Source organism: Bradyrhizobium sp. PSBB068 (genome assembly GCA_016839165.1).
Lineage (GTDB): Bacteria > Pseudomonadota > Alphaproteobacteria > Rhizobiales > Xanthobacteraceae > Bradyrhizobium.
This window is the reverse complement of the sequence record CP069300.1, coordinates 261082-287757: the sequence shown is the minus strand read 5'-3', so window position 1 is coordinate 287757 and position 26676 is coordinate 261082. Positions and strand designations below refer to the sequence as shown.

Here is a 26676-nt window from a genome sequence, read left to right as displayed (position 1 = left end):
GGCCATCTGCTTGCATTTCAGACTTATTTGTCCGTATAAATTTGGGAAAAGCAGGCACGGGAAGGGACCGGGATGAAGTTACGGCTGGGGCTGCTCGTCGTCCTGCTCGCTGCGCTTCGGGTCCTGCCGGCGGTCGCCGCGGACGATTTCCCGCAACGGCCGATCCGGATCATCGTGCCCTTCCCGGCCGGCGCCGGCCCCGACAATGTCGCGCGGCTGGTTGGCCAGCATCTGCAGGATGCGTTCGGCCAGACCGTGCTGATCGAGAATCGCGCCGGCGCGCTCGGCAGCATCGGCACCCAGGAAGTCGCCCGCAGCGCGCCCGACGGCTACACGCTGCTGATGGGCACCAACACCACCCATGCCAGCAACGTCGCGACGTTGAAGAGCCTGCCCTACGACCCGGTGAAGGATTTCGCGCCTGTCATCCGCACCACCACGACGGCGATGGTGCTGCTGGTCAACCCGAAGCTTGCGGCCAAGGACCTGCCGCAGTTCCTCAGCTACGCCAAGGCCAATCCAAATCTGACCGCGGGCTACGGCTCCGGCGCATCGCAGATCTCGGTCGCGCAGCTGCAGTCCCGCGGCGGCCTGTCGCTGATCGCGGCATCCTACCGCGGAGTGCCGCAGGCGATGACCGACGTGATGGCGGGGGTGATCGACCTGACCTTCGGCGATTTCTCGGTCGCGATCCCGCAGATGCAGGGCGGCACGCTGCGCGGCATCGCAGTGACGTCGGCGGCCCGCAACGAGCTCACCCCCGGCCTGCCCGCGCTGTCGGAAGCCATGCCGGGCTTCGAGGCCACGATCTGGTACGGGCTGTTCGCGCCGGCCGGCACGCCGGCCCCCATCGTCAACAAGATCCATGCGGAGTGCGCGAAGTACCTCGCGATGCCGGAGACCAGGAAGAAGCTCGCCGATGTCGGGGTGATCGTGGCACCGCTGACGCCCGCCGAGTTCGGCGCCTTCGTCAAAAGCGAGGTCGTGCGCTGGTCGGCGGAGGTCAAGGCGGCCGGCATCCAGCCGCAATAGCGCGAAGCGGCGGCGCATCATGGCTCGCGAGACACCTGTCGGCATGATCGGCCTGGGCCTGATGGGATCAGCGCTCTCGGCACGCCTGATCGATGCCGGCATCGGCGTGATCGGCTTCGACGTCGATGCTGCGAAGCAGGATGGACTGCGGGCCAGCGGTGCCGAGTTCGCGGCCTTCGCTGCCGACGTCGCGGCGCGCTGCCGCGTCATCGTCATCGCAGTGTATGACGCGGCCCAGGTCGAGGGCCTGCTGCCGGACCTTGCGAACACCAGGCCGCCGCCGCTCGTCATCTGCACCACCACGTGTGCGCCGGGCGAAATCACTGTCATCGCCGAATTCGCGGCGCGCTCACGCCTGCCCTTCATCGAAGCGCCGATCTCGGGCACCAGCGCTGAGGTCGGCGCCGGCACCGCCACCGCGCTGGTCGCCGGCGACGCCGACATCATCGCCGCCGCAGCAGCGACGCTCGACGTCCTCTGCCCGCGGCGGATCAATGTCGGCGCGATCGGTAATGCGAGCCGCACCAAGCTCGCCATCAACCTGATCCTGCAGAACAACCGCGCCGCTTTGGCCGAAGGCCTCGCCCTTGCCGAAGCGCTCGGCCTCGACGGGGCGACGTTCCTTGCGACCGCGCGGCAATCGGCGGCATATTCCAAGGTGATGGACAGCAAGGGACCAAAGATGCTGGCGCGGGACTTCTCGCCGCAATCGCATCTCGCGCAGACCTTGAAGGACGCCGAGCTGATTCTGCGCGAGGCAGGTCGATGCGGCCTGCGCTTGCCGCTGACGTCAGTGCAGGCCGAGTTGCTGCGCGCGGCGATCGCGCTTCGGGGCCCGGACAGCGACAGCGCCGCAGTGATCGAGGCGATCCGGGCCGGACGCAGTCAGGACAAGGAACATTCATGATCAATTGTGCGATCGCGGGCCTCGGCCGCTGGGGCCGCGCGCTGGTCGAGGCTGCGCAAGGCGAGCCACGACTGAGGATCACCAGCGCGGTGGAACCCGATGTCGGCGGCGCCGCGGGCTTTTGCGCGACGCATGGCCTCTCCCTCACCCCCAGCCTGGACGATGTCCTCGCCGAGCCCGGCATCGATGCCGTGCTGCTGGCAACACCGCATTCGCTGCACAAGCGCCAGGTCATCGCGGCCGCCGGAGCCGGCAAGCAGGTGTTTTGCGAGAAGCCGCTGGCGCTGCGGCGCGACGATGCGGCCGAGATGTTCGCTGCCTGCCGCAATGCCGGTGTGTTGCTCGCGGTCGGGCATAACCGAAGGTTCTGGCCGTCGATGCAGGCGCTCCGCGCGATCACGGCCAGTGGCGAGCTCGGCACGATCCTGCATGTCGAGGGGCACAACAGCAACGAGAACTCGCAGGCCATCATGCAGGGCTGGCGGTTGTCGCCCGAGGAGTCGCCTGGCGGCGGGCTGACCGGCGCGGGCCTGCATGTGCTCGACGGCTTCGTCAGCCTCCTTGGTCCTGCCCGACAGGTTTATGCCCGCTTGAATGAACGCGAGGCCGGACCGCCGCCGCTCGACGCTGCAACTTTAGCGATTGAATTTGTGAATGGCGTGAGTGCAACCCTTGCTACGGTCCGCGCAACACCGTTCTATTGGCGCGTGCATGTGTTCGGGATGAAGGGATCCGCAGAAGTGCTCGACGAGGGGACGATGGTGCTACGGAAATCCGGCGAGGCGCCTGCAACGACACGCTATCCGGCAGTCAACACGCTGACCGCGGAACTTACCGCCTTTGCCGACGCGGTCGAACGCAAGCAGCCGTTCCCGGTGCCCCAAGCTGACGTGCTGGCGACGCTCGCGGCATTCGAGGCCGCGCTGCAATCGATGCAGTCGGGACATCCAGTCGCCTGCCATTTGGCATACCAGTGATCTGCCATGTCTGAACAACCGGACAGGGCGAGATCGTCCCGCTATCGCGACATCGCCACCGGGCTGCAGAAGGATATCCGCCTCGGCACCTACGCGGTCGGCAATCTGCTGCCGACCGAGACCGAACTGATGGCGAGCTACCAGGCGAGCCGCCAGACCGTGCGCGAGGCGCTGCGCATCCTGATCGATCAAGGCCTGATCGTGCGCCGCGCCGGCCTCGGTTCGGTGGTGATCGCCTCCGAGCCGCCGGTGCTGTTCACCCACAGCGTCAAGTCGCTCGGCGAATGGCTGCGCTATTCCAACGAAACCTACCGCGACGTGGTTGGCAGCAGCGACATCGTCGCCGATCGGAAGCTGGCCGCGCAGTTGAAATGCGAGCCCGGCAAGAGCTGGTTCCTGATCGAGGCGGTGCGCCGCTCCGACCAGTTCGCCGCCCCGCTCGGCTGGACCGAGATTTACGTGCTGCGCCGATTCGCCGATGTCGTGACCCGCAGCGACCACGGCCGCACCCCGGTGCACGAGCAGATCGCGAAGATGTACGGCCAGGTCACCGAGCGTGCGCAGATGGAAATCTTCGTGCGGGGGATGCCGGCGCCGATCGCCAAGGCGCTCGACGTCAAGACCGGATCGCCGGCGCTCACCGTGGTCCGCCGCTACTACGGCCTGCGCGAGGAACTGTTCGAGGTCACCATCACCACGCACCCGGAAGGGCGCTACACCTACACGATGGATATGCAGCGCTCGCTGCGGCCGAAGCTCTAGCGAGCCCGCGCCAGATGCGTGGGGGCAGATGTATGTGCCATCTGCGGCGCGCCGCTCACGCCCCAGATCGCGACCGCGATCAGCGCGGCCGCCCAGACATATGGCACAGCATTCGGCTTCTTCATTTCCGAGATCATCCCCAGCGTCTGACGAGTACTGATTGCACGACCTCGGTCGTGAATCTCACGACCGCATTGTCAGCGTCTCATCAGGCACCCGTTGTTCACAACGCTACTAAGGTTAGACCTTGTCGGTTTCAGGACGTCTTCGTGCGATTTCGGAAATGATTTCGAGGGAACCGGGCACTCTCATCCGAATTGATGAGAGCGCAAGCCCGACCGGACGCGACTCCATTCGAACCAAGGCATAGGTCGAGGCCAGGGAGAATTTCCTGCTCAAATTGGAGTCAGATGCCCAACAAACGTTCCAAATGGCGTCCGCTGAATTCTTTTTGATTGTCGCCGCGACTCTGGCCGTGGCATGCCTGCACCTGTGACACTGTGATGACAAAGGATCCCCGTGACTGCCCAACCGGCCAAACCGCATGGCGGCTCCCGCCGCCACTCCCAGCAAACCCAGGACGAGGTTGCGCGGTCGCTGGAACGGGAGCTGAGGTTCTTGTCCGAAGAACGCCAGGAGCGCGCCCTTCAGCTCGGGCTCGACATGTCGGCCAAGACGCCGAAGACCGACCACTAGAGTCTGCTACCGGTTCGACTGTCAAACAGCCCCATGTTCTCGGTGTCATCACCCGCGCATGCTGCGCGGGTGATCCATCAAGTGAGTCCATGACTCCTCGCGGGCGTCGTCCCGGCGAAGGCCGGGACCCATAGTCCGCGGCGGATGTCGTGAAGCGGACTCGTCGTCCCGGCATCGCTCAACAATGACCATCGGTGGTTATCGGTCCCGGCCTTCGCCGGGACGACAGTGAGCGTGTGGCATTGTTCGTGAGCCGTATGTTCGCATTCTCAAGACAGGAATTGTCCGAGCATTGCATTTCGTTTCGCCCCTTCAGCGCCTTCCCGATTCCGGATTCTCGCCTTTGCCGGCGCCTCAATCACGCTATTGCGCACCGGGCGTCTCCGCATCGACCTGCACGTCGTGGCCGAAGCGATCCTTGCCGCTGAGCCTCGCCTTGCCGCTGCCAAACGAGAGCAGCCATTTGCGATCGGTGTCGCCGCCGACCAGGCGCAGGTCGATCGCGAGCCTCTCACCGTCCAGCCACGTCCCCTTGAGCGCCATCACGCCGAGCGGCGTCGGCTGGCCGAGACGGTAGGTCCCGTCGAGCCCGATCGGTCCCGTCAGTTTGATCACCGGCCGCGCCGGATCCGGCGTCGCCGTTTCCAGCTCGTAGCGCGCGGACGGATCGGTCAGATGCAGTGTCAGCGCCCGCAGGTTGAGGCCGTTGGCCGGGAAGCGCCAGGTCTTGCCCGAGATGGCGGCAGCGGTCTCGGGCATGGCGCCGACGGCCGATGGCTTTTCCGTCGCGATCTCGCGCAGCGCGGCAGCAAGCTGATTGCCGCCGGCGGAATTCACCGGCAGCGCGGTGTCGGACTTGACCGCGCCGGAAATGTCGTCGGCCATTCTGCCGAACGAGCAGTAGTCACGCGCGGTCACCACCGCGACGATGTCGAGCGCGAGAAATATCATGATCAGCTGGCAGCGATCGCCCACCGCCATGACGACCTGGCGCTTCGGCATCACCCAGAAGAAATTGGCATAATGCAGGGAAGGATCGAATGAAGCGTGCATGTCTGTCGTCGCGTGCCTGATGCGATCGACCCAGCCCGACTGCAGCAGCCGCTGTCCCTCCCATTCGCCGTCATGCAGATAGAGCAACCCGATCTTGGCGGCGTCGCGCGGCGCGAGCAGCAGTCCGCCGCCGCCCTGGGTCAGCCCCGGCCCGATGCTGTGCCAATAGGGCGCGGCAATTCCGAGCGTGCGAAACAGCTTCGTCACCGCATAGTCCCGCGCGCTCATCCCGGTGAGCTTGTTGATGATCGCGGCCAGGAGCTGCGGATTGCCGGTGTTGTAATAAAACGCCTCGCCCGGCGCCTTCGCCATTGGACGGTCGAGGATGAACTGGATCACGTCGGGGCTACGCTCCCATTCGATCAGCGAGTCCGGCCGCCCGCCCTCGACGCCTTCGGTCCACGCCATGCCGGAAGTCATGTCGAGCATGGTCTGGACCGTGATCGCCCGCTTGCGGTCATCGAGATTTGCAATGGTGCGGTCGCCGAAGAAATCCACCAAGCGATGGTCGAGGCTATCGAGCACGCCCTCTTTAAGCAACATCGCAACCAATGTACCGGTCACCGCCTTGGTGACGGAATTGAGGAGGTGCGGGATCTCGGGCGTGTACGGCGCATAATAGGCGTCGAGCACGATCTGGCCGTGACGCGCGATCAAGAGGCTATCGAAGCTGCGCACCGCGCCATAATTGACGAGCCTCGCCAGCGCCGCAGAGTCCATCCCCTGTTCTTCCGGTGTCGCGGTCTGCCATTGCCGGCTCGGCCACATCGGATCGGGGGCACCACCCTGTGCGCCAGCAGCACCCGACAGAGCCAGGACCGCAAGCCCGGCAAGCATCGACAGAGCCCATCGTTGAACTTGCATCGGTGTCTCGCTGCGATACGGCCGTGCCGCCGCACCATCGGCGACGCATCGCGTTCCTGTCAATCTCCGCCCTCGCTAATATTCGGATAATTGGCCCTGGCAATGCACGCCGTGACACTGCCGTTGACGAGCATCGGGCTTCCGTCGATATGGCCGCAACCGCTTTCCAGCGGGCGTACCGGCCGGAATATCCAGGCAAGTGGCAGCGCCAAGCCGTGCCTGCATCTCCCGGGACCGGCGATACACCCCCGTTGAAGTTCGATGGGTTGAAGTTCAACGCCAGCCTTCCGGAGAAACCACATCCGGACAGATTGTTCGAACAAATGCAGGTCGTCGCGTCTGCGTTCGATACGAGAAGACCCGCGGCAAGGACGACCAATGCCGCAATCCTGCGCATCGCCGACTGCGATCCAAACCTTTGTTCATCAATGTCGCACCGATCTGCGATCGTGACCACTCGGCACTTGCAAATCGATCTGTAACTCCGCCAAATCCGGGAGATTCGATACGCGATCAAGCTACGCTTTTTAAAAGCGCGGAAGTGCACTGGCAAAGTCAACGGAGCGTTTGAGGCCAAGCACGATGCGGAAGCCAGCCAAGGAAAAGGCAGTCGATCAACTCGAATATGAACGCCTGTCACTCTCGTTCAAGGCCATGGGAGGCGGCCTGTGGGATTACGATATCGACGCCGACATGCTGTTCTGCAACGAGCGCTGGTACGAGATTTTGGGGCTGGATCAGGCGACGCACCCGATCACGTCGATAGAGGCTTTCAAGCCCTATATTCATCCTGACGATCTGGAGATCGCGACCAGAATAGACGACGCCGAAGTATCCGCGTTGCTCGCGAGAAACGAATACTACCGCGTCGAATTCAGGATCGTGCGGCCATCCGGAGAAATACGTTGGCTGCGTTCGGTCGCCTGCCTGATCCTGGATTCCTCCAGCCATCACCGTCGCGCGATCGGCTGCGTCACCGACATCACCGAATTCCGGACGGCCGCAGCAGGACAGGCCGCGCGATGGCCCGACGAGCCCAACGACCCGCCGGCCGCTCGAAATGCGGCAGACGACTATCGCCGCGAGACCGTCGAAGGCGATCTCACCGACAAGGAGCGCGAGTGCTTGAAATGGGTCAGCGCTGGCAAGACCGCTGGAGAAACTGCAGCAATCATAGGCAGAAGCGCCAGAACAGTTGAATTCCACCTGCGCAACGCCACGCGCAAATTGAATGCGACGAACAAGGTGCATGCTGCAACCATCGCGATCCGCCTGAAGCTGTTGTAGGATGTGCGGCACGATCACGGCGCGCAGAACTAGTAAAGTTACGAGGTGAATTGCGCACGCGACGTATTACGCTCCGCGCGATGTTTCCGATTTCGTGACCGGCCTCGGGCTGTTCCGATTTCTTGGTGCCGATCGCGGCCTGATGTTTCCGCTCCGAAACACTCAGCGCAACGCATTGGCCGAACTCTTCTTTTGTACGCGGACGAGCGGGACTATGCTTTGAATGGGACGCATCATCGATCTCCAGCAGTTCCGCAATCGCGCCCATCTGTCGAAGCAGACGGCTTCATCGGCGAGCCGGCCGCAGGGAGATATCTCTGCGGCCCTGTTGGCCTGCCTCTCGGTCCGGCGCCAGATCGGTGGCATTCTCGAGGTCACGACGGCCATCGAGGAACTAATCGAGCGCCAGGCTGACCCTAGGTCGCGCGACGAGTTGCTCGAAAGACTGTGGATCTCCCGCAAGGAGTTCATGGCCGCATTCAAGAGCCTATCGACGACCATCGAGATGCTCTCCAGAGCGACGGCCTCCAGCGCTCGTCACGCACCGACGCCGCCGGAAGGTCCCTAGATGCAGACTGCTGCGAACTCCCGGAGACTCGAATGCTTGGACGCCCCGACGACAAGGAAGCCCTGCGGCTCACGCTGGCGTTCTATTGCATCATGGAGCCGGACAAGCGCGCAATCGTCCTGAGCCTTGCCGAACAATTCGCGCGTACGTCGCAAACCGTCGAAGGCTGCGTGCACTTCCTGTTGCTGGACGACAGCCTGCCGGCCAGTCACGACGCGATGCAGGAATTCCTGAACCGAAAGCGGCTGACCTGAAGCGTGATGCGATCAGGTTGAACTGGATCGGCAGCGGAGGCTCCATGATCGTCAATGATCGGCGCAGCGCTCGCTTCGATCACATCAGGAAATGCGGCCCGCCAGTCTTACGGCGCGGACGGTGCCGCAAGGCTCGGCAGCGGCGCGAATTGCATCTCTGCGACGGCCGAGCCTGCATAGGCGCTGGCGATCAGGATCATGACTCGAATGGCGACGAACATGGTGGCCTCCTCAGTCTTTTTCTTGATCCCTTGATGCCAGAGACTCCTTGCAGGCTGGTGAGCAAAGCTGGTTGCCGTAACCTTGAGGGCGTTGGTAAGCGAGCCGTTTACGTCCGCATTCATGAGTTGAGAACCTTACCGGCCGATCGGCCGGGCAGCTAAACGCGCGGTTCACCGTCGCCGGGCATTGTCCGCCTCAATCAAGAAGGCGCAAACACAATGCCGTTTTTCAGAACGATCCTTGTTGTCGTATCGATTTTTCTTGCCGTTTTGTACGTCTACGACACCTGCCGCAGCGACGGCCTGCTCATGGCGGCACCCGTCGGCGACATCTTTGTACGGCGATGGCCTAACCCGGATGAATTTCGTGTCGCGGCCGCCCCTGCTTCTGCGACCGCCCCCGACGCGACGCCGGCGGCGCGCGTTAGGGAAACGTTTGCGATGTTCATCCCCAGAGACGCGCGACGTCACACGATGCAGCGCAGCCTCTAAAGCGCGATGAGATTGGGTTGAATCGTCATCGCGCTTTAGCCCCTTCTTGAGCATGATCTTTCCGGAAAACCGCTTCGCACTTTTCCGGATCATGCTTCAGGGCCTCCGGTTCAGCCCAGCGATACGCCGGCCTTGGCGCGGCTGATTCCGAGTGTCACGATCCGGTTCAACAGACCCGGGTAATCGAGCCCGACATGCCCGGCCGCCATCGCGAACTCCTGGCTCTTGGCGATCTCGGGATTGGGATTGGCTTCGATGAAATACGGCACGCCGCTGGTCGACAGGCGGAAGTCGATGCGCGCGTAGCCGTCGAGCCCCAGCGTCCGGTAGATGCGTTTCGCCAGCCGCTGAATATGCGCGGATAGTTCGGGCGTGAGGTCGTCGGCCGGGCCATCCGCAATCCCGATGCGCTCCTGATAGTTGGTATCGTGCTTGGCTTTTTCGGTCGCGATATGCCGCGCGCCGGGGCCGCCCATGCTGCCGAACTTCAATTCCCACACCGGCAGCACCCGCAGCCGGTTGTTGCCGAGCACGCCGACATAAAGCTCGCGGCCCTCGATGAACTGCTCGGCGATGGCCGCGGTTCCGATCCGCTCGTGGATGAAGGCGACGCGCTCCACCAGCTTCTCGTCGGTATCGACGATCGACGCCTGCGAGATGCCGAGCGATCCGTCGCTGCTCAGGCTCTTGACGATCAGCGGCAGTTCGAGACGCGGCGGCCGCTTGACCTTGCGGCGCATCGGAAACACGGCGAAGGCCGGCACCGGGACCCGGCGATGATGCACCAGCGTCTTGGACAGATCCTTGCCGCGCGCCAGGATCAGGCCGCGCGGGTTGCACCCGGTATAGGGGATCTTCATCAGCTCGAGATAGCTCGCGATGTGCTGGTCATACACCACGTCGTAGTGAAACTCCTCCAGCAGCGTGAACACGATGTGCGGCTTGAAGCCTTCGATCGCGTCGCGCACCGGCTTGATCTCCTCCTGCACGCCGAGCGGCCGAACCTCATGGCCGGCCGTACGCAGGGTGCTGACGACATCGTATTCGGTCTTCCACTCGTTGATTTCCCGCGCGGAATATCCATCGCTGCTATCGGGCGGCACACAGTCGGGATGCATCAGCACCAGGATGCGGAAATGCTTCATAGCGCGATCCATTTGCGGCGCGACGGACCGAACAGCGCGTGCATGGTCTTGGCGGTCAGCAGGATGATGAAGTTGGTCACGAGCTTCTGCTCGGGGCCGACGGCACGCAGATTGAGCTCGCGGCAGCGCGAGATCATGTCGTCGAGCACGGCATCGAGCGTCAACTGATTCTCGCCGGTCCAGCGCGCGACCAGCTGCCTGATGTGAGCACGATGCCGCCTGATGAACACTGCAGCCGGCTGATACCGCTGATGCCGCGGATCGGCGGAGAACAGCTTGGACAGATCGCGGTCATAGGTCTTCGGCGGCGTGAATGCGTAGAACGCCTGCTTCTTCTTGTAGTGCTCGCCGAGCGTCTGCTTGAGCTCGCGCAACGGATCGACGCGCTCGCGCGTCGTAAGCAGCGGCCGCTTGCCGGCGATCTCGCCCATCAGCTCGTCGACATATTCGAGCTTCTTCAGCGCCGGCCAGCCGGCATAGCGCGTCCGCCAGTTCGAGCGCGGCCGCAGCCACACCGCGAAGGTCTCGGCGAAATCCTCGTCCGGATGGCTCTGCGCGTACCAAAGCCGCAGATGCTGGACATAATTGCGGCTGGCCGGATTGGGCCGGTAGTAGCGCGGGTAGTGCTGCGACGATGGACCGAACAGCTGCTGCCAGCGGCGGCGGCGTTGCAACTGGTAGCCGTGCTGCACGGCGTGGCCCGCCTCGTGGCGGAGAATGGCCATGCACTCGGACCACGAGGCGCCCTCGACGTCGAGCATCATCTTCTTCTCGAGCTTCATCAGGCGCGGATGGGCGAGATAGAACGGAATCGCGATGCCGGGCACATCCGCCGGGCTGAACCATTCGCTCGAGATCCAGGTGTGCGGCCGCAGCCTTATGCCGCGCTCCTCGAGCTCTTCGTAGAGCGTGCCGACGCAATCCGCGAGCCAGGTGCCTTCGACCGCAACCCTCAGACTGCTGAGGCGTTGCTTGAGCAACTGTTCGTCCGTGAGCTGCTCCCAGGCATATTTGCGGCGCGGCATGGGCTTCCAAAAGTCAAGAACAAACCGGAATCGGGATGGTGTCATAGGTTGCCGCCGGCAACAACCGCCGGGCTTCTGCAGCAGGCCGTGGTCCGTCCCGGTTTTGGGGCAGCCACGGCCGCTGCGACCCCAGGTCACTGACGGACGGCTTCGTCCCGTCTGCTATGATCGGCCATTGACCGGGCGATCATTTGAGGGGGCGGGAATGGATTATCGGCGACGGCTGCTGTTTCACGGCATGGCCTTGTTCCTGATCGGGCTGTTGACCGGACTTGTCGAGCAGCATTTCACCAACGTCCGGATGGGACTCGCGGCCCATCTCGAAGGGGTGATGAATGGCACCTTCCTGCTCGCGGTCGGGGCGATCTGGAGCGAGGTCAGGCTGGCGTCGGGCCCGCGCGCTGTCGCCTATTGGGCGCTGCCCTGCGGCACCTACGGCAACTGGGCGGTGACGACGCTCGCCGCCATTCTCGGAACCGGCGCGCTCTCGCCGGTCACCGCGCCCGGGCGTAGTGCCCCGCCGTGGCAGGAGACGCTGGTCACCGCCGGGTTCGTCTCGATCGGCCTTGCGATCATCGCGGCATCGGCCCTGCTGCTCTGGGGGCTGCGCGGCAAGGCGGCGCTTGTCCATGACGTGCGATGATCTCTCCTGACGACCACCGTCAGTGCTGCTCGCGCTCCTGCGCCGCGCGCGCGGCGGCCGCGGCGCGGCGCTTGAGGAACTCACGCTCGCGTGCGTTGCCGGCCAATGCGGCGGCGGCCTCGAACGCTGATTGCGCCTCCGCGAAGCGGCTCAGCCGTTGCAGCAGATCGCCGCGCACGCTCGGCAGCAGGTGATAGGATTTCAGCGCCGGCTCGTCGGCGAGACCGTCGACGATCGCAAGCGCGGCCTGCGGCCCTTCGGCCATGCCGATCGCAACCGCACGGTTGAGCGCGATGACGGGCGAATCGAGCAGCGCAGCGAGATCGCCATAGAGCGCGGCGATGCGGCGCCAGTCGGTCGCGGCGGGCGCATCGGCCTCGGCGTGGCAGGCGGCGATCGCGGCCTGCAGCACATAGAAGCCGCCGGCGCCGCCGAGCTCGCGGCCGCGCGCCAGCGCCAGCTGGCCGCGGCGGATTTGCAGGCGATCCCACAGCGCGCGGTTCTGGTCCATCAGCAGGATCGGCTCGCCGGCCGCATCGGTGCGCGCCGCCATCCGCGAGGCGTTGAACTCCATCAGCGCCAGCAGGCCGTGTGCTTCCGGCTCCGATGGCGCGATCGAGGTCAGCACGCGGCCGATGCGCAGCGCCTCGTTACAGAGCTGCGGTCGCAGCCATTCGTCGCCGCGTGCGGCGGTGTAGCCCTCGTTGAAGATCAGATAGACGACCTCGAGCACCGAGGCGAGCCGTTCGGACAGCGCCTCGCCGCGCGGCGTCTCGTAGGCGAGGCCCGACTCCGACAGCGTGCGTTTGGCACGCACGATGCGCTGGGCGACGGTCGCTTCCACCTGCAGGAAGGCGCGCGCAATCTCCTCGGTGGTGAGGCCGCAGATCATCCGCAACGCCAGCGCGGCGCGTGCCTCGCGCGACAGCAGCGGATGACAGGCGGTGAAGATCAGCCGCAGCAATTCATCGCCGATGTCGTCGTCGAGCGCGGAATCGAAATCGGGCATGGTCTCCTGCTCCCACGCCAGATCATGCGCCAGCATGCCGTGCTTGCCGGTCAGCATGCTGTTGCGCCTGATGTGATCGAGCGCACGCCGCTTGGCGGTCGCCATCAGCCAGGCGCCCGGCTTCTCCGGCACGCCGTCGGCCGGCCAGTGCTCGAGCGCGGCGACCAGCGCTTCCTGGGTCAGATCCTCGGCGAGCGGCACGTCGCGCAGCATCCGCGACAGGCTGGTGATCAGCCGCGGCTGCTCGATGCGCCACACCGCAAGGATCGTGGACTGGATGTCGGCGGCCGTCATCGCCGCCGACTTGACGTCTTGCCGTGTCGCGCCTTCTTCACGCGGGCTGGAAGCCACTTCGCTCGAAAACGCTCCCTCCGCGGCCCGTCAGGCGACGGCGGACACATCGACCTGGCAGGCGACGTCAACGCCCGGGGTCGCGAGGTGGCGCACCTCGCAGGTCCCTTCCCAGCCCGGCATATGCTCCTTTTGCAGCTGCATGAACTCCACGGCGGCCGCGACGGCCTCTTCCTTGTTGCGCAGCTCGAAGATCGCGTAACCGCCGATCATCTCCTTGGTCTCGACGAACGGCCCGTCGATGACGTTGAGCTTGCCGTCGGTGATGCGGACCTGGGCGCCCATCGCGACCGGCAGCAGCCCGCCGGTGTCGATCATGCGGCCGGCCTTGATTTCCCGCTCGGCGAGCTTGCCCATCGCCTCCATCAGCGCCGGCGTCGGCGGCCGCGGGGGCTGGGACGAGGTGACGATATACATGAACCGCATCGGAAAACTCCTGTTTTAGGCGAGAAGCGACGATAACCGCCGCAAAACCGGCTCGCTACTGGTGACGACGATCCGGCGCGAACCGGATCGACAGGGAGTGGGGAATTATTTTCGGGCTGGACGACGGAACAGGGCAAACTGCGGACGCATCGGCGGCTTTACGCCGCCGCGGATGCGCGGGGTCAAAAATATCGAAAACAACCCCATGCAAAGCAGCCGGCGGGCTGCCGGCGTCCGATACGGGGACCTTGACACGTCGGGCAAATCAGGGAGATATTTCCAATATTCCGAAATCGCGCAAATTTGTCGGCGAGTACCGCATGCGGAGGCGGTGATATTTCGCCGGCCCCCTATTGCTCCCGCAACATGATCAGCGGATCGGCGCTGTCGGGGATGCGGCGCCACTGGGCGTTGTCGTCGGCCTCGAACTGCCAGCTCTCGCCCTTGGGCGACATCAGGATCATCTGGCCGTGGTCGAGCCGCCACAGCGTCGGGTTGAAGGTCGCGACCGCGGGATCGCATTTGCCTTTCATGAACACCTGGAAATTGTCGTTGCCGGCGTCGGTGTTGGTCAGCACCAGCGCGCAGATCGCCTGGCCGTTGCCACGGACCATCGACCAGTCGCCGATCATCTGGTCCATCGACTTGGCGAGCGAGCGGGCGGCGGCGAGATTCTGCAGGATGTAGACGCCCTCGTTGGTGCGCATGCCCTCGAAGATGCCGGCCTCGACTTCTGTGAAATCGATCACCGCCTCGCCGGCCGCGTTGTGTAGCCGCACGATGTCGCCGAGGCCCTTGATGCTCCAGCCGGTGATGTCCTTGGTGAAGGGCAGCGCGGCGGCGCAGGCCGGCTCGAGCTCGAGCTTGAAGCCTTGCGGCGTCGCGTCGCTCTTCAGCGTCACGACGCAGGTCTTGCTGCGCTCGGTGGTGGCGAGCTCCCACTGTCCGATCATGTCCTTCTTCAACGTCGTGACGTCCTGCGCGGCGGCTGGACCGGATGCGGCCAGCAGCGCGAGCAGCACGACGCTGAAGCGGGACAATGCCATCAGCGATCCCTGACCGGGGTTTCGGCGACCGGCGTCAGCGGCGGCTTGCCGGCGAACCAGTTCCTGATGTTGTCGACCACGAGCTGGTCCATTGCGTTGCGCGTCACCACCGAGGCCGAACCGATATGCGGCAGCAGCACGACATTCTGCATCGCCTTCAATTCGTCCGGCACGTTCGGCTCGGCCGCGAACACGTCGAGACCGGCGGCGAGGATGGTGCCGGATTTCAACGCCGCGACCAGCGCCGGCTCGTCGACCACGGAGCCGCGCGCCACATTGATCAGCACACCGCGCGGGCCGAGCGCCTTCAGAACGTCGGCATTGATCATCTTCGCGGTCGAGGCGCCGCCCGGCACGATGACGATCAGGGTGTCGACCGCCTTCGCCATTTCGATCAGGTCGGGATAGTGCTTGTAGGAAACGTCCTTGGATGGGTTGCGCGAGTGATATGACACCGGCACCCGCGAGGCTTCCAGGCGACGGCCGATCGCCTGGCCGATCCGGCCCATGCCGACGATGCCGATCTTGCGATCACGCAGCGAGCCGACGCTGAGCGGATAATTCTGGGTCTGCCACAGGCCGGAGCGCACATAGCGGTCGGCCTTGACGAATTCGCGCAAGGTCGCAATCAACAGACCCATCGCGACGTCGGCGACCTCCTCGGTCAGCACGTCGGGCGTGTTGGTGACCACGATATTGTGATCGCGCGCATAGGCGGAATCGACGTGGTCGTAGCCGACGCCGAAGCTGCCGACGATCTCCAGCTTGGGAAACAGCGCCATCGCGGTCTTGTCGGTCGCCATCGTGTGATAGGTGACGGCGATGCCGCGGATCTTGGCCATCGTGTCCATCGTCAGCCGTTCGAGGTCGCCGCGGCTCTCGGCCTTGTGCAGCACGTATTGATCGGAAAAGCCGTTTTCGAGGATTGGCCGGATCGGTCCGTAAATCAGCAGATCGATCTTTTCGGAAGAAATCGGGGCCATCAACTGTCCTTTCCTAACGCGCTTTCATGCCAACGCCGCAACAAGAGGTGCGAAACTAGCGCCAGCACCCCATAGATGACAATCCCGGCCAGCGATAGCAGCAGAAGGGCTGCAAACATGCGGGGAATATTCAGCCGGTAGCCCGATTCAGCGATCCGGAACGCGAGGCCCGAGCCGGCACCTGCACTGCCCGCTGCGATCTCCGCGACCACGGCGCCGATCAGCGACAGCCCGCCGGCGATGCGCAGGCCGCCGAGAATATAAGGCAGCGCCGCAGGCAGCTTCAGGAACAACAGCGTTTGCAGCCGTGACGCGCCATAAAGTTGAAACAAACCGGCGAGGTTGCGATCGACCGAGTTGAGCCCGAGCGTGGTGTTCGACAGCACCGGAAAGAACGCCACGATCCAGGCGCAGACGATCACCGCGGTCTGCTGCTGCAGATAGATCAGGAGCAGCGGCGCGATCGCGATCACGGGCGTGACCTGCAGCACCACCGCATAAGGAAACAGCGAATATTCCAGCCATTTCGATTGGTTGAACAACAGCGCCAGCACCACGCCGCCGACCGCGGCGGCAACGAAGCCTTCGAGCGTGGTCAGCAGCGTGACGCCGAGCGATTGCGACAGGATCGGCCAGTCTGCAACCAGCGTCTTCAGCACCAATAGCGGGCTCGGCAGCACGTAGGGCTGGATGCCATAGGCGCGGACGATCGCTTCCCAGAGCGCGAGCCCCGCAGCGAACACCGCGACCGGAAGCAGAAAGCGGATGAGGTCTTGCGGAGACTTCATGCGCCGGCCTGCCCCGCATAGGACGGCGCCAGCGCATGCGAGACCTCGCGGCAGTAGGCGGCATATTCGGCCGAGGTGCGGAACTCCTCGCCGCGCGGCTCGGCCGAGTTGATATGAAACTCGGCGCCGATCCGGCCCGGCCGCGCCGTCATCACGATCACACGCTCGGAGAGATAGACCGACTCGAACACCGAGTGCGTCACGAAGATGACGGTCTTGTGCAAATCGCGCCACAGCGACAAGAGATCGTTGTTGAGGCGAAAACGCGTGATCTCGTCGAGTGCCGCGAACGGCTCGTCCATCAGCAGGATATCCGGATCGGTGACCAGCGCGCGCGCCAGCGACACCCGCATCTTCATGCCGCCGGACAATTCGCGCGGATAGGCACCGGCAAACTCCGCCAGCCCGACCTGATCGAGCGCCGCCTCGATGCGGGCATCGGCATCGGTCGCCGGCGCGCGGGCGAGCTTCAGCGGCAGGCGGACATTGTCGCGCACATTGGCCCACGGCATCAGCGTCGGCTCCTGGAACACGAAGCCGATACGGTGACTGCCGCGCCGCTCGACGTCGTGATGCGCGAGCTCGACCGTGCCTGTGCTCGGTGTGGCGAGGCCTGCGATAATTCGCAGCGCGGTGGATTTTCCGCAACCGGAGGGCCCGAGCAGCGAGACGAACTCGCCTTGCCGGACTTCGAGGTCGAGCGGCCCGAGCGCCATCACGCCGCTGTCATAGGTCTTGGTGACGCCGCGCAGGCGCACGGCGGAGCTGCTGGCGGCGATTTCCGACACGATGCTCTCTACCATCGACGGCTGGATTTTGCTGAGCGCGATCGTGCCGCGGGGAGCACCTCTCCCCATCGGGGAGAGGTCGGCGCGAAGCGCCGGGTGAGGGGGCGCAGGTCCCACGAGAGAGCGTCACCCCTCACCCGGATCGCATCTGGCGATGCGACATAGCCGAAGCGTTGCTTCGGCGTCGCTAGGTACGGCCGCCATGGGCGGCCTATGCCTCTCCCACAGGGGGAGAGGTGGACTACCGACGCTGCAACATTCGCGTCAAAGTTCATCGCGTCCGCACCGTCAGTTCTTGGGCCGGAGCTCGACGCCGACCGCCTTGTTGACGAAGCGCAGCGTATAGCCCTGGCGATAGTCGATGGTGCTCTTGACCACGCCGGCGCGCACCATCTTGTCGAAGAAGCTCGCCATCCGCTCGTCGGTCATGGCGCCGATGCCGTTCTTGATGGAATCGCCGGAATCGACGATGCCGTACTCGCGCATCTTGGCGACGCAATAGGCCAGCAGCTCGTCGTTCATGTCGGGATTGAGCTTCTTGATCATCGCATTGCCGGCCGAATTGTCGCCGTACACATAGGTGTACCAGCCGACGATCGAGGCATCGACGAAGCGTTGCACCAGGTCCGGCTTCTTGTCGACCAGGTCGCGGCGGGTCTCGATCAGCGTCGAATAGGAGTTGAAGCCGTAGTCGGCGAGCAGCAGCACGTTCGGCTTGAAGCCGGCGGCCTTCTCGACCGCGAAGGGCTCCGACGTGACATAGCCCTGCATGGCCGTCTGCTTGTTCACGATGAAGGGCTGCGGGTTGAAGGTGTAGGGCTTCACCTTGTTCTCGTCGAAGCCGTACTCAGATTTCAGCCACTGGAAGTAGCTGGTGATGCCTTCCTTCGAGATCAGCAGCGTCAGCGGCTTCAGATCCTCGATCTTGCTGACCTTGACCTCCGGGTGGGTGAGGAAGACCTGCGGGTCCTTCTGGAACATGGTCGCGACGGCGACCAGCGGCACGTTGTTGGTGACGGCGTCGAAGGTCTGCAGCGAGTTCGCGCTCATGAAGAAGTCGAGCTTGCCCGCGATCAGGAGCATGCGGTTGTTCTCGTTGGGGCCGCCGGGCACGATGGTGACGTCGAGGCCGTATTTCTTGTAGGTGCCGTCGGCCAGCGCCTGGAAGAAGCCGCCATGCTCGCCCTCGGCGACCCAGTTGGTGCCGAACGAGACCTTGTCCAAAGACTTGTCCGAGCTCTGCGCCCGCACCGGGAGGACACCTGCGGAAACGCCGAGGGTGGCGGCCAGCAGGGCTGTGGTTAACGCTCGCAGCAAAAAGGCCGGGATCATGGTTGGACTCCGTCTGATATAATGGCCCATGATGGAAGGCGGCAGGAGGTGGACCGCGCCCGGAGACGCGAACGCCTCACGATGTTAAACAAACTAGCCTGCAAATCCATCCCATGAAACGCTTGTATTGAAACGACAGCCTTGATGACCTCGACGCTTCCGCCCCGTGACTGGACCGCCATCCATTGGCCCGACATCGCCAAGGGCGCGGCCGCGCGCTGGATCGTGGTGCTGCCACTGGCCGCGACCGAGCAGCACGGGCCGCATCTGCCGCTCGGAACCGACGTCATGATCGGTGAAGCGTATCTGGCGCGGGTGCAGGCGCTGCTGCCAGCGGCCATCCCGGCGACGTTCCTGCCCGTGCAGCCGGTCGGCATCTCCACCGAGCACATCGATTTTCCGGGCACGCTGACCCTGCCGACCGAGGTGGCGCTGAACAGCTGGATGGCGCTCGGCGAGAGCGTGGCACGCGCCGGGGTCAGGAAGCTCGTGATGGTGACCAGCCATGGCGGCAACTCCGCCGCGATGCAACTCGTCGCGCAGGATCTGCGCGCGCAGCACAAGATGCTGGTGGTCACCACGAGCTGGTCGCGCTTCGGCACACCCGACGGGCTGTTCGATGCCGACGAACTGCGCCACGGCATCCATGGCGGCGCGGTCGAAACCTCGATCATGCTGGCGAAGTATCCGCAGCATGTGCGCAAGGATGCGATCGCGGACTTCAAGCCCGCGAGCATTCAGATCGAGCAGGATCACCGCTTGCTGTCGACCCAGCGGCCGGCACCGTTCGCCTGGCAGGCGCAGGATCTCAATCCAAGCGGCGCGATCGGCGATGCCACCAAGGCTTCTGCCGACAAGGGCGAGCAGCTGCTCGAGCATGGCGCGCGTGCGTTCTGCGAGCTGCTTGCGGACGTCGACAGGTTCGATCCGGGCGTATTCGCGGGCAACTGACTCCGTCTTGCTGACGCATGATGGATAAGGTTTGAGCAGGAAGCGCCGTGGATGGTTCACCTCTCCCCGACGGGGAGAGGTGCACCGAGCTCGCGGCGAGCCATTTAGACCCATCTCGCAGAGCTTTATTCGCGACGAAACAATCCACGAAACCATATTTCCCGGCCGGCGCTCGAACCGGAACCGGAAAGCCTCCGTCCAACGGGCATGCGGACCACACCGGACCGCGCTCAAACAGGATGGAGTATCCCATGTCGATCAAGACCAAGTTTGCCGCCCTCGCCCTCGCCGCGCTCGCCGTGACCGGCACCATCGCATCCACCACCTCGCAGGCCGAAGCCAAGCCGTATGGCTGGGGCTGGGGCGTTGGCGCGGGGCTGGTCGGCGCCGCCATCGTCGGCAGCGCGATCGCGGCCAGCGACGGCTACTACGACACCGGCTATCGCCGCTGCGGCTGGGTGCGCCAGTTCGACGCCTACGGCAACTACATCGGCCGCGTGCGCACCTGCTACTGATCGACGGGCTTTTCTAAAGGCTGCGGATCCTGCGTTCGGCACGGGTCCTCATCCACCCCGTGTCGCAACCGACCCGTCCGGTGATCCCCCCGGACGGGTCAAGCTTCGTCAGTCCGCCGCATGCGGCCTTTGATCACGGGTATCTTGGGTCACAGGTATGTTGGGTCACAGGTATTTCGCGATCAGCCGAAAGTCGCGCAGCACATTGCGGCCCTTGGGGCCCGATGCCTTCAACGTCTCCTCCAGGCTGTGGCCGATGTGATCGTGGATCAGCGCCTTCTTGGCGCTCTCGATCGCACTCTCCACGGCCTGCAATTGCTGGGCGATCTGGGCGCATGGCTTGCCCTGCTCGATCATCTCGACGATGGTCTCGAGATGGCCGTTGGCGCGCTTCAGGCGCCGGGCGATGGCAACATGCGGATGGTCGTCGGACATATGGTTCTCCTATCCTCCCGGGAGGATAATCGCGATCCTCCCAGGAGGATAGCAAATTCGGCTTGACACGTGTTTGTGTCAGGCGTAGTGCCCAATTGTCGGAACATTCGTTCCGCGCCGGGGTCCTACCCCGAAAGACCAACCCGACCACGAGCCAACACAGAAGGCACATGGGCAGTAGCAACTCAGGCGACAGTAGACCCTCGACGGGACTGTTGACGCCGCAACATAGCAAAACTGATCGCGCAGATTTCGCCTGCGTGGATGGGTGGTCGCGCCTTAGCTGACCGCCGCTCCTCACCGGCCTGCCGCGCGACAGCGGAAGTGGAGGTGAGCGATGTTCGAAAAGCTCGCAAAATTCCGGCCGTTCGAGCCGCAGCGCATGGCGCCGCGGCCGATTGCGGCCACCCATTCCAATGACAACCTCCCGGGTTTTCGCCACCCGGAGGGCCGAGGCCGGCGTCCAACCCCGGCACCGGCATGTCATTGGGTCTTGATCGACGGCCACCTGGAATGCCGGTGGACCGTCGAAACCAGCACCGAACCGACCAACGGTGAGCGATGCGCGGACCGGCCTTCCGGCCCGCGCACAACAATCGCGCGTGCCGCCAAGCTCAAGATGGCGGCGAGCGCCTGAAGCGCGATGAGATCAGCTTGAATCGTCATCGCGCTCTGGATTCTTGTTTAGGCATGATCGTTCCGGAAAACCGCTTCGCAGTTTTCCGGATCATGCCCTAGGGGACGAACATGGACGAGGGACCTAGTCGTCCCGTTGCCCGCCGTTCCGGCGCTGCAACGGGACACCCTTCGGGGAACGACATCACGTTTGAGAATGCCGCTGCTCACGGCAGCGGAGGTTGCGCGCGCGCGTAAAGCCGCTCCGCGTCCCTCGCGCCGTGCCTGACAGGCAGCGCGGAGACGATCGGAGCAGGTATGACTGAAACCGCCAGACAAACAGAGACAGAGCCGCCCCGCCGGCAGGGACGCTTGCGCCGCCAGGCCGGAGCGCCGCCGGTCGGCGACGGGCCGCGCGCGGCGACGGCCTCGCAGGGTGAACTCGATCGGCTGCATGCGTCACTCGACGCGGTGACGCCGGATAATCACCCGCGCACCGCAAGGCTGCTCACCTCGAGCACCCGCAAGATCGCCCAGAAGGTGATCGAGGAGGCCGGAGAGGTCGCGCTCGAGACCGTCAAGCACAACACGCAGGCGATCGTCAGCGAAAGCGCCGACCTGCTCTACCACCTCGTCGCATTGTGGCATCGCGCCGGCATCGAACCCGGCTCGGTCTGGATCGAGATGCGCCGCCGCGCCGACGAACTCGGGATTGCCGAGAAGCCGCCGAAATCCCGTCACCGGGATTCAGACCCGTCCATGCCAGCACCGAAGCGGACAGGAGACGAACATGAGCAAGGCAAATGACATCTTCGGGCCGGGCCGCCGGCCGACCGCCACGCAGACCGTCCGCAACACCGGTGAAGCCTACGATCCGCTCGCGCCCGTGATGCGAAGCGTCATCGGCATCATCAGCGAAAGCGCGGGCCTGGTACGCCACGTCGCCGCACTCGGCGTCGTGCTGGTGCTGGACACCGATACCGCGCCGAAGCGCCGACGCGCCGCAACGCCAACGCCCGCGCCTGATGCGACCAACATCATCCGCTTTCCAGCAGCCCGAACCACCAAACCACGCAAGTAAGAAGGAATGAGTCATGACCGTCGTCAATGACTTGGACATGCACGCCCCCGATCAAGCGGCTCTCGCCTCGAGCCGGACCGCGGTCCTGGACCGGGCGCATCTCGGCGATATCCACGGCGCGCTCGGCAGCATCGCGGAAGATGATGTCGCGCCGCGCGCGACCTTGACGGCGCGGTTGAAGACGCTGCTCGCGATCGTCGGCCCCGGCCTGATCGTGATGGTCGGCGACAACGATGCCGGCGCCTTCGGCACCTATACCCAGGCCGGCCAGAACTACGGCACCACGCTGCTGTGGACGCTGCTGCTGCTGATTCCCGTGCTTTACGTCAACCAGGAGATGGTGGTGCGGCTCGGCGCCGTCACCGGCGTCGGCCATGCGCGGCTGATCTTCGAGCGGTTCGGAAAATTCTGGGGCGCCTTCAGCGTGATCGACCTGCTGGTGCTGAACGCACTGACCATCGTCACCGAATTCATCGGCATCACGCTCGCGCTGAGCTATCTCGGCCTGTCGCAATTCTGGGGCGTGCTGGCCTCGGCCGCGATCGTGATGCTGGCGGTATCGACCGGCGACTTCCGCCGTTTCGAACGCTTCGGCATCGTGCTGGTCGCGGGCAGCCTGCTGCTGGTGCCTGTGATCCTGATGGTGCATCCGCCGATCGGGCAGATCGCCTCCGACTTCTTCGTGCCGAAGATGCCCGAGGGCGCCAAGCTCAGCGAAGTGATGCTGCTGATCGTCGCCATCGTCGGCACCACGGTGGCGCCATGGCAATTGTTCTTCCAGCAGAGCTACATCGTCGACAAGCGGATCACCCCGCGCTTCATCCGCTATGAGCGGATGGATCTGTGCATCGGCATCGTGCTGGTCGTGGTCGGCGCGGTGGCGATGATCTCGTTCTGCGCGCACGTGTTCTCCGGACAGCCCGAATTCGGCAACTACACCGACGCGCTCGGGACCGCGGTCGGGCTCGAGAAATATGCCGGGCGGCTGCCGGCTGTGCTGTTTGCCCTCGCTTTGCTGGATGCCTGCATCATCGGCGCCGCCGCGGTCTCCCTCTCGACCGCCTATGCGATCGGCGACGTATTCGCGGTCAAGCACTCGCTGCACCGCAAGCTGTGGGACGCCAAAGGCTTCTACAGCGTCTATTGCGGCCTGATCGTGCTCGCCGCCGTGTTGGTGCTGACGCCGGGCACGCCGCTCGGGCTGCTCACCAACGCGGTGCAGACGCTGGCCGGCGTGCTGCTGCCGAGCGCGACCGTGTTCCTGCTCCTGCTCTGCAACGACCGTCACATCCTCGGACCCTGGATCAATTCGACGAGGCTGAACCTGTTCACCGGCGCTGTCGTGGCGGGGCTGGTGATGCTGTCGGTGATCCTGACCGCCGCGGTGCTGTTCCCCGACCTCAGCGAGGCCTGGATCATCGGCATCCTGGTCGGCGGCAGCGCACTTGCCGTCGCCGTCACGGCGCTGGTCAAGCTGTACGAGATGTCGTCGCGCCGCCACGCCTCGTTCCGCTTCAAGCGGCACCAGCCGCCGCTGTTCGACCGCGACACCTGGCGGATGCCGCCGCTCGATCGGCTGCCGCCGGCGCGGCTCAGCCCGTTGAGCCGGATCTGGATGATCGTGCTGCGCGGCTATCTGGTCGTCGCCGCCGGGCTCGTGCTGTTGCGGATCGTGCAGCTCGCCACGGTGGGGGCGTGACGGTCGTGCCCCTCGGCCGCGGCCGTCGATGGGGCGCGGTCGTGCTGCTGAGGCTGGCGAGCGCCATCCTGCGCGGCGCAACCGCGCTCTACCTGAAACGCACAATCTCGAGCGCCGAGCTGCGCGCGGCGCTCTCAGTGGCGCGGACCTTCGAACGAGCCGGCGCGCTGATCGCGCTGGGACGAAGGCCGCGGCCGGAATTCACCTCGACAAGGAAAGTTAAAGACCATGACGGCATCGAATGAGCGGTGGGCCCTCGACCGGACTGCCACACCCGCGCAGCCAATTGCAGCGAAGCGCGCCGGCGGCTTCACCTCGTTACACGACTGTCATAGAGGCAGTGCACACCGGGAGGCATCCGGCGAGTCTCAGTTGCTATTGCGAACCATTTGCAATAAGGAACTGGGGGTGTTAGTTGCTGATCTGGCATTGGATGGAATGATGCAGATCAGACCGGGGACGGCGGGCGATGACTTCAAATCTCGGGTGGCACGCGGCCGCCAAATCTGCAGTGATGGCAGGGAATACCTCCAACCGCGCGGGGGAGATTGTCGCGTCATGACCTGCGTCCGCCTGTTTCGGGTCCGGATCGCCGCCGGCGCAGCGCTCGGCGCTGCAGCCTTCGGCACGCCCGCGGCCGCGGCCGACATGGCCGTCAAGTCACCGGCCATCAACACGGCGGTCTACAACTGGACCGGCTTTTACGTCGGCGGCCATGTCGGCTATGGCGACGGCAGCCTCGGTCCCGATACCAATCCGCTTCCCCTCCAGGCGGTCTTCTTTCCGCACAGCGTCACGGGCGGGGTCGGCGGCTTCCAGGTCGGATACAATCACCAGTTCGCCAACCGCTTCGTGCTCGGCGTCGAGACCGATGCGACCTTCGTGAGCCCGGTCGATCTGCCGCGGCGCACGCTCGGCCCCTTCAATGCCTCGATCGACTATGTCGGCACCGTGCGCGGCCGCGCCGGCTACAGCTTTGGCAGCTGGATGCCCTATGTCACCGGCGGCTTCGCCTGGGGACACACCCAGGTCAGGGTCAATGACGATTCGGGCAGTGTCGTCTCCGAGCCTGGGCAGTACCAGACCGGTTGGACCGCCGGCGTCGGCGCCGAGTTCGCGCTGAGCGGCAATTGGACCGCCAAGATCGAATACGAATATATCGACCTGTCGCGGCGGACGCTCGGGCTCAATGATTTCGGCATGCCCGGCGTCACCATGGACCCGCGGATTCATCTGCTGAAGTTCGGCCTGAACTACCAGCTTGGCGACTCGCCATGGTCGGCGACGCCGACCCAGCCGCGGTTGCCGGACTCCGACAATTGGACGATCCATGGCCAGACGACGTTGATCGGACAGGGCTACCCGGCGTTCCGTTCAGCCTTTAGCGGCACCAACAGCCTTCCGGCGGGCGGACAGGCGCAGCAGACCTGGACCACGACTGCGTTCCTCGGTGTGCGGTTGTGGGAGGGCGGCGAGCTCTACTTCAACCCGGAGACCGCGCAGGGCTTCGGCCTCAACGGCACGCTCGGCATCGCCGGCTTCCCGAACGGGGAAGCCCAGAAGGCCGGCGCCGAATATCCGAGGATCCGGCCGCAGCGCTACTACATCAAGCAGACCTTCGGCTTCGGCGGCGAGCAGGAAGACGTCCCTGACGGCCCAAACCAGATCGCGGGCAAGCGCGACATCGATCGGCTGACGCTGATCGTCGGCCGCTTCGCAGTCGGCGACTTCTTCGACGGCAATTCCTATGCGAAGGATCCGCGCGCCGATTTCATGAACTGGGCGATGTGGTCGTCGGCCGCCTATGATTTCCCGGCCGACCTGCCCGGCTACACCCGCGGCGCCGTGGTCGATTTCAACCGCAGGGACTGGGCGGTGCGCGGCGCCCTGTTCCAGGTGCCGGATGCGCCGAACAGCGACGTCCTGACCTGGAAGACCGGCGGCGCCGTCGTCGAGTTCGAGGGGCGCTACTCGATCTTCGACCAGCCCGGCAAGATACGCGTCGGCGTGTTCGGCAACCGCGGCTTCACCGGCAATTACAGCCAGGCGCTCGGCACGGTCGCCGCCGACCCGACGCTCGACATCAACGCCGTGATGGCGGGCATCCGCAAGGACAACCTGAAATACGGCTTCTATCTCAACGCCGAGCAGCAGATCGCAACCGATGTCGGCGTGTTCGGTCGCCTGAGCTGGAATGACGGCCAGAACGAGATCCTGTCGTTCACCGACGTCGACCGCAGCCTTTCGGGCGGCGTGTCGATCAAGGGCGCCCGATGGGGGCGGCCGGACGACACCATCGGCATCGGCGGCGCGATCAACGGGCTCTCCGCCTCGCATCGCGACTTCCTCGCCGCCGGCGGTACCGGCCTATTGATCGGCGACGGCGCGCTCAACTACCGCAATGAGGGCATCTTCGAGAGCTACTACGCCTATTCGGTCAACAAGCACTTCACGGTGACCGCAGACTATCAGTTCATCGCCAACCCCGCCTACAACGCCGACCGCGGCCCGGTGCACATCATCTCCGGCCGTCTGCACGGCGAGTTCTAGGGCTGCTACCTCCAACTGTCGTCCCGGCGAAAGCCGGGACGACAGCGAGTTTGCCGCGCCGGTCTTCGCAATGATGTTTTGGATTGGTTCGAGCGACAAAACGCCCTCTCCCCACTCAAATATATGTAGACCCCCCGGGCTTGCCGCAAGCCCGGGGTCATCCCGTAGAACGCGCGCCCAA

30 protein-coding genes are annotated in these 26676 nt (G+C 64.6%); 17 read left to right on the top strand and 13 right to left on the bottom strand.

Annotated features, from left to right (window positions below):
* The first annotated feature begins 72 nt into the window (after window positions 1–72).
* From JQ507_01325 to JQ507_01305, 5 genes are all read left to right on the top strand, one after another.
* Window positions 73–1032, top strand: coding sequence for a hypothetical protein (locus tag JQ507_01325; protein ID QRI70215.1), 960 nt, complete (start codon window positions 73–75; stop codon window positions 1030–1032).
* A 19-nt stretch (window positions 1033–1051) separates the two neighbouring features.
* A complete protein-coding gene (locus JQ507_01320; GenBank protein QRI70214.1) occupies window positions 1052–1939 on the top strand; it encodes an NAD(P)-dependent oxidoreductase in 888 nt (295 codons plus the stop codon).
* Window positions 1936–2916 (top strand): Gfo/Idh/MocA family oxidoreductase, encoded by a 981-nt coding sequence (locus JQ507_01315; protein ID QRI70213.1) that lies wholly within the window; start codon window positions 1936–1938, stop codon window positions 2914–2916. Before JQ507_01320 ends, JQ507_01315 begins: the two co-directional genes overlap by 4 nt.
* 6 nt (window positions 2917–2922) lie before the next feature.
* On the top strand, window positions 2923–3678 hold the full coding sequence (locus tag JQ507_01310; protein QRI70212.1) for a GntR family transcriptional regulator: 756 nt from the start codon (window positions 2923–2925) through the stop codon (window positions 3676–3678).
* A gap of 519 nt (window positions 3679–4197) precedes the next feature.
* Window positions 4198–4374, top strand: coding sequence for a hypothetical protein (locus JQ507_01305; GenBank protein ID QRI70211.1), 177 nt, complete (start codon window positions 4198–4200; stop codon window positions 4372–4374).
* 363 nt (window positions 4375–4737) lie between these two features.
* On the opposite strand, the gene JQ507_01300 is transcribed toward JQ507_01305, so the two are convergent.
* A complete protein-coding gene (locus JQ507_01300) occupies window positions 4738–6291 on the bottom strand; it encodes a serine hydrolase (GenBank protein QRI70210.1) in 1554 nt (517 codons plus the stop codon).
* Between the two features lie 582 nt (window positions 6292–6873).
* Here JQ507_01300 and JQ507_01295 point away from each other — a divergent pair.
* The 3 genes from JQ507_01295 to JQ507_01285 all read left to right on the top strand — a co-directional run bounded on the left by JQ507_01295 (window position 6874) and on the right by JQ507_01285 (window position 8400).
* Window positions 6874–7578 carry a PAS domain-containing protein gene (locus JQ507_01295; GenBank protein QRI70209.1) on the top strand — a complete coding sequence of 235 codons (705 nt, stop codon included), beginning with the start codon at window positions 6874–6876 and terminating at the stop codon, window positions 7576–7578.
* A gap of 223 nt (window positions 7579–7801) precedes the next feature.
* Complete coding sequence (locus tag JQ507_01290) at window positions 7802–8146, top strand: hypothetical protein (protein ID QRI70208.1); 345 nt, start codon at window positions 7802–7804, stop codon at window positions 8144–8146.
* A 32-nt stretch (window positions 8147–8178) separates the two neighbouring features.
* Window positions 8179–8400, top strand: coding sequence for a hypothetical protein (locus JQ507_01285; protein QRI70207.1), 222 nt, complete (start codon window positions 8179–8181; stop codon window positions 8398–8400).
* 107 nt (window positions 8401–8507) lie between these two features.
* On the opposite strand, the gene JQ507_01280 is transcribed toward JQ507_01285, so the two are convergent.
* Genes JQ507_01280 through JQ507_01265 form a run of 4 tightly spaced genes read right to left on the bottom strand, consistent with a single transcriptional unit; the run spans window position 8508 to window position 11283 of the window.
* Window positions 8508–8744, bottom strand: a complete 237-nt coding sequence (locus tag JQ507_01280; GenBank protein ID QRI70206.1) for a hypothetical protein — start codon at window positions 8742–8744, stop codon at window positions 8508–8510.
* Between the two features lie 48 nt (window positions 8745–8792).
* Complete coding sequence (locus tag JQ507_01275) at window positions 8793–9206, bottom strand: hypothetical protein (GenBank protein ID QRI70205.1); 414 nt, start codon at window positions 9204–9206, stop codon at window positions 8793–8795.
* A gap of 17 nt (window positions 9207–9223) precedes the next feature.
* Window positions 9224–10258 (bottom strand): ATP-grasp domain-containing protein, encoded by a 1035-nt coding sequence (locus tag JQ507_01270; GenBank protein QRI70204.1) that lies wholly within the window; start codon window positions 10256–10258, stop codon window positions 9224–9226.
* Complete coding sequence (locus tag JQ507_01265; protein QRI70203.1) at window positions 10255–11283, bottom strand: putative zinc-binding metallopeptidase; 1029 nt, start codon at window positions 11281–11283, stop codon at window positions 10255–10257. Before JQ507_01265 ends, JQ507_01270 begins: the two co-directional genes overlap by 4 nt.
* A gap of 205 nt (window positions 11284–11488) precedes the next feature.
* Here JQ507_01265 and JQ507_01260 point away from each other — a divergent pair, with 205 nt between their 5' ends.
* Window positions 11489–11926 (top strand): hydrogenase, encoded by a 438-nt coding sequence (locus JQ507_01260; protein QRI70202.1) that lies wholly within the window; start codon window positions 11489–11491, stop codon window positions 11924–11926.
* A 19-nt stretch (window positions 11927–11945) separates the two neighbouring features.
* Here JQ507_01260 and JQ507_01255 read toward each other — a convergent pair whose 3' ends face one another.
* The 7 genes from JQ507_01255 to JQ507_01225 form a co-directional block, all read right to left on the bottom strand.
* On the bottom strand, window positions 11946–13229 hold the full coding sequence (locus JQ507_01255; GenBank protein ID QRI73134.1) for a sigma-70 family RNA polymerase sigma factor: 1284 nt from the start codon (window positions 13227–13229) through the stop codon (window positions 11946–11948).
* A gap of 87 nt (window positions 13230–13316) precedes the next feature.
* Window positions 13317–13712 (bottom strand): hypothetical protein, encoded by a 396-nt coding sequence (locus JQ507_01250; GenBank protein ID QRI70201.1) that lies wholly within the window; start codon window positions 13710–13712, stop codon window positions 13317–13319.
* Window positions 13713–14062: 350 nt separating this feature from the next.
* Complete coding sequence (locus tag JQ507_01245) at window positions 14063–14758, bottom strand: AprI/Inh family metalloprotease inhibitor (protein QRI70200.1); 696 nt, start codon at window positions 14756–14758, stop codon at window positions 14063–14065.
* The gene (locus JQ507_01240) at window positions 14758–15741 is read right to left on the bottom strand and encodes a 2-hydroxyacid dehydrogenase (GenBank protein ID QRI70199.1); all 984 of its coding nucleotides are present in this window, start codon (window positions 15739–15741) and stop codon (window positions 14758–14760) included. The genes JQ507_01245 and JQ507_01240 overlap by 1 nt, the downstream gene beginning before the upstream one ends.
* On the bottom strand, window positions 15741–16529 hold the full coding sequence (locus tag JQ507_01235; protein ID QRI70198.1) for an ABC transporter permease: 789 nt from the start codon (window positions 16527–16529) through the stop codon (window positions 15741–15743). Before JQ507_01235 ends, JQ507_01240 begins: the two co-directional genes overlap by 1 nt.
* On the bottom strand, window positions 16526–17332 hold the full coding sequence (locus JQ507_01230; GenBank protein QRI70197.1) for an ABC transporter ATP-binding protein: 807 nt from the start codon (window positions 17330–17332) through the stop codon (window positions 16526–16528). The genes JQ507_01235 and JQ507_01230 overlap by 4 nt, the downstream gene beginning before the upstream one ends.
* 273 nt (window positions 17333–17605) lie before the next feature.
* Window positions 17606–18649, bottom strand: a complete 1044-nt coding sequence (locus JQ507_01225; protein ID QRI70196.1) for an ABC transporter substrate-binding protein — start codon at window positions 18647–18649, stop codon at window positions 17606–17608.
* Window positions 18650–18793: 144 nt separating this feature from the next.
* Here JQ507_01225 and JQ507_01220 point away from each other — a divergent pair, with 144 nt between their 5' ends.
* Together JQ507_01220 and JQ507_01215 are read left to right on the top strand one after the other, a co-directional pair.
* Window positions 18794–19600: a creatininase family protein gene (locus JQ507_01220; GenBank protein QRI70195.1), complete on the top strand. Its 807-nt coding sequence runs from the start codon at window positions 18794–18796 to the stop codon at window positions 19598–19600.
* Window positions 19601–19851: 251 nt separating this feature from the next.
* The gene (locus JQ507_01215) at window positions 19852–20115 is read left to right on the top strand and encodes a hypothetical protein (GenBank protein QRI70194.1); all 264 of its coding nucleotides are present in this window, start codon (window positions 19852–19854) and stop codon (window positions 20113–20115) included.
* 165 nt (window positions 20116–20280) lie between these two features.
* Here the strand turns inward: JQ507_01215 and JQ507_01210 are convergent, their stop codons facing one another.
* On the bottom strand, window positions 20281–20550 hold the full coding sequence (locus tag JQ507_01210) for a metal-sensing transcriptional repressor (GenBank protein ID QRI70193.1): 270 nt from the start codon (window positions 20548–20550) through the stop codon (window positions 20281–20283).
* Window positions 20551–20887: 337 nt separating this feature from the next.
* Here JQ507_01210 and JQ507_01205 point away from each other — a divergent pair, with 337 nt between their 5' ends.
* The 6 genes from JQ507_01205 (at window position 20888) to JQ507_01180 (ending at window position 26495) form a co-directional block, all read left to right on the top strand.
* Window positions 20888–21187, top strand: coding sequence for a hypothetical protein (locus tag JQ507_01205; GenBank protein QRI70192.1), 300 nt, complete (start codon window positions 20888–20890; stop codon window positions 21185–21187).
* Between the two features lie 296 nt (window positions 21188–21483).
* Window positions 21484–21972, top strand: a complete 489-nt coding sequence (gene hisE / locus JQ507_01200; protein ID QRI70191.1) for a phosphoribosyl-ATP diphosphatase — start codon at window positions 21484–21486, stop codon at window positions 21970–21972.
* Window positions 21956–22246 carry a hypothetical protein gene (locus tag JQ507_01195; protein QRI70190.1) on the top strand — a complete coding sequence of 97 codons (291 nt, stop codon included), beginning with the start codon at window positions 21956–21958 and terminating at the stop codon, window positions 22244–22246. The genes hisE and JQ507_01195 overlap by 17 nt, the downstream gene beginning before the upstream one ends.
* 37 nt (window positions 22247–22283) lie before the next feature.
* Entirely contained in the window at window positions 22284–23945 is a 1662-nt protein-coding gene (locus tag JQ507_01190) for a divalent metal cation transporter (GenBank protein ID QRI73133.1), read from the top strand.
* A complete protein-coding gene (locus tag JQ507_01185; GenBank protein QRI70189.1) occupies window positions 23942–24190 on the top strand; it encodes a hypothetical protein in 249 nt (82 codons plus the stop codon). The genes JQ507_01190 and JQ507_01185 overlap by 4 nt, the downstream gene beginning before the upstream one ends.
* Window positions 24191–24503: 313 nt before the next feature.
* Window positions 24504–26495, top strand: a complete 1992-nt coding sequence (locus JQ507_01180) for a carbohydrate porin (GenBank protein ID QRI70188.1) — start codon at window positions 24504–24506, stop codon at window positions 26493–26495.
* Window positions 26496–26676: the final 181 nt, after the last annotated feature.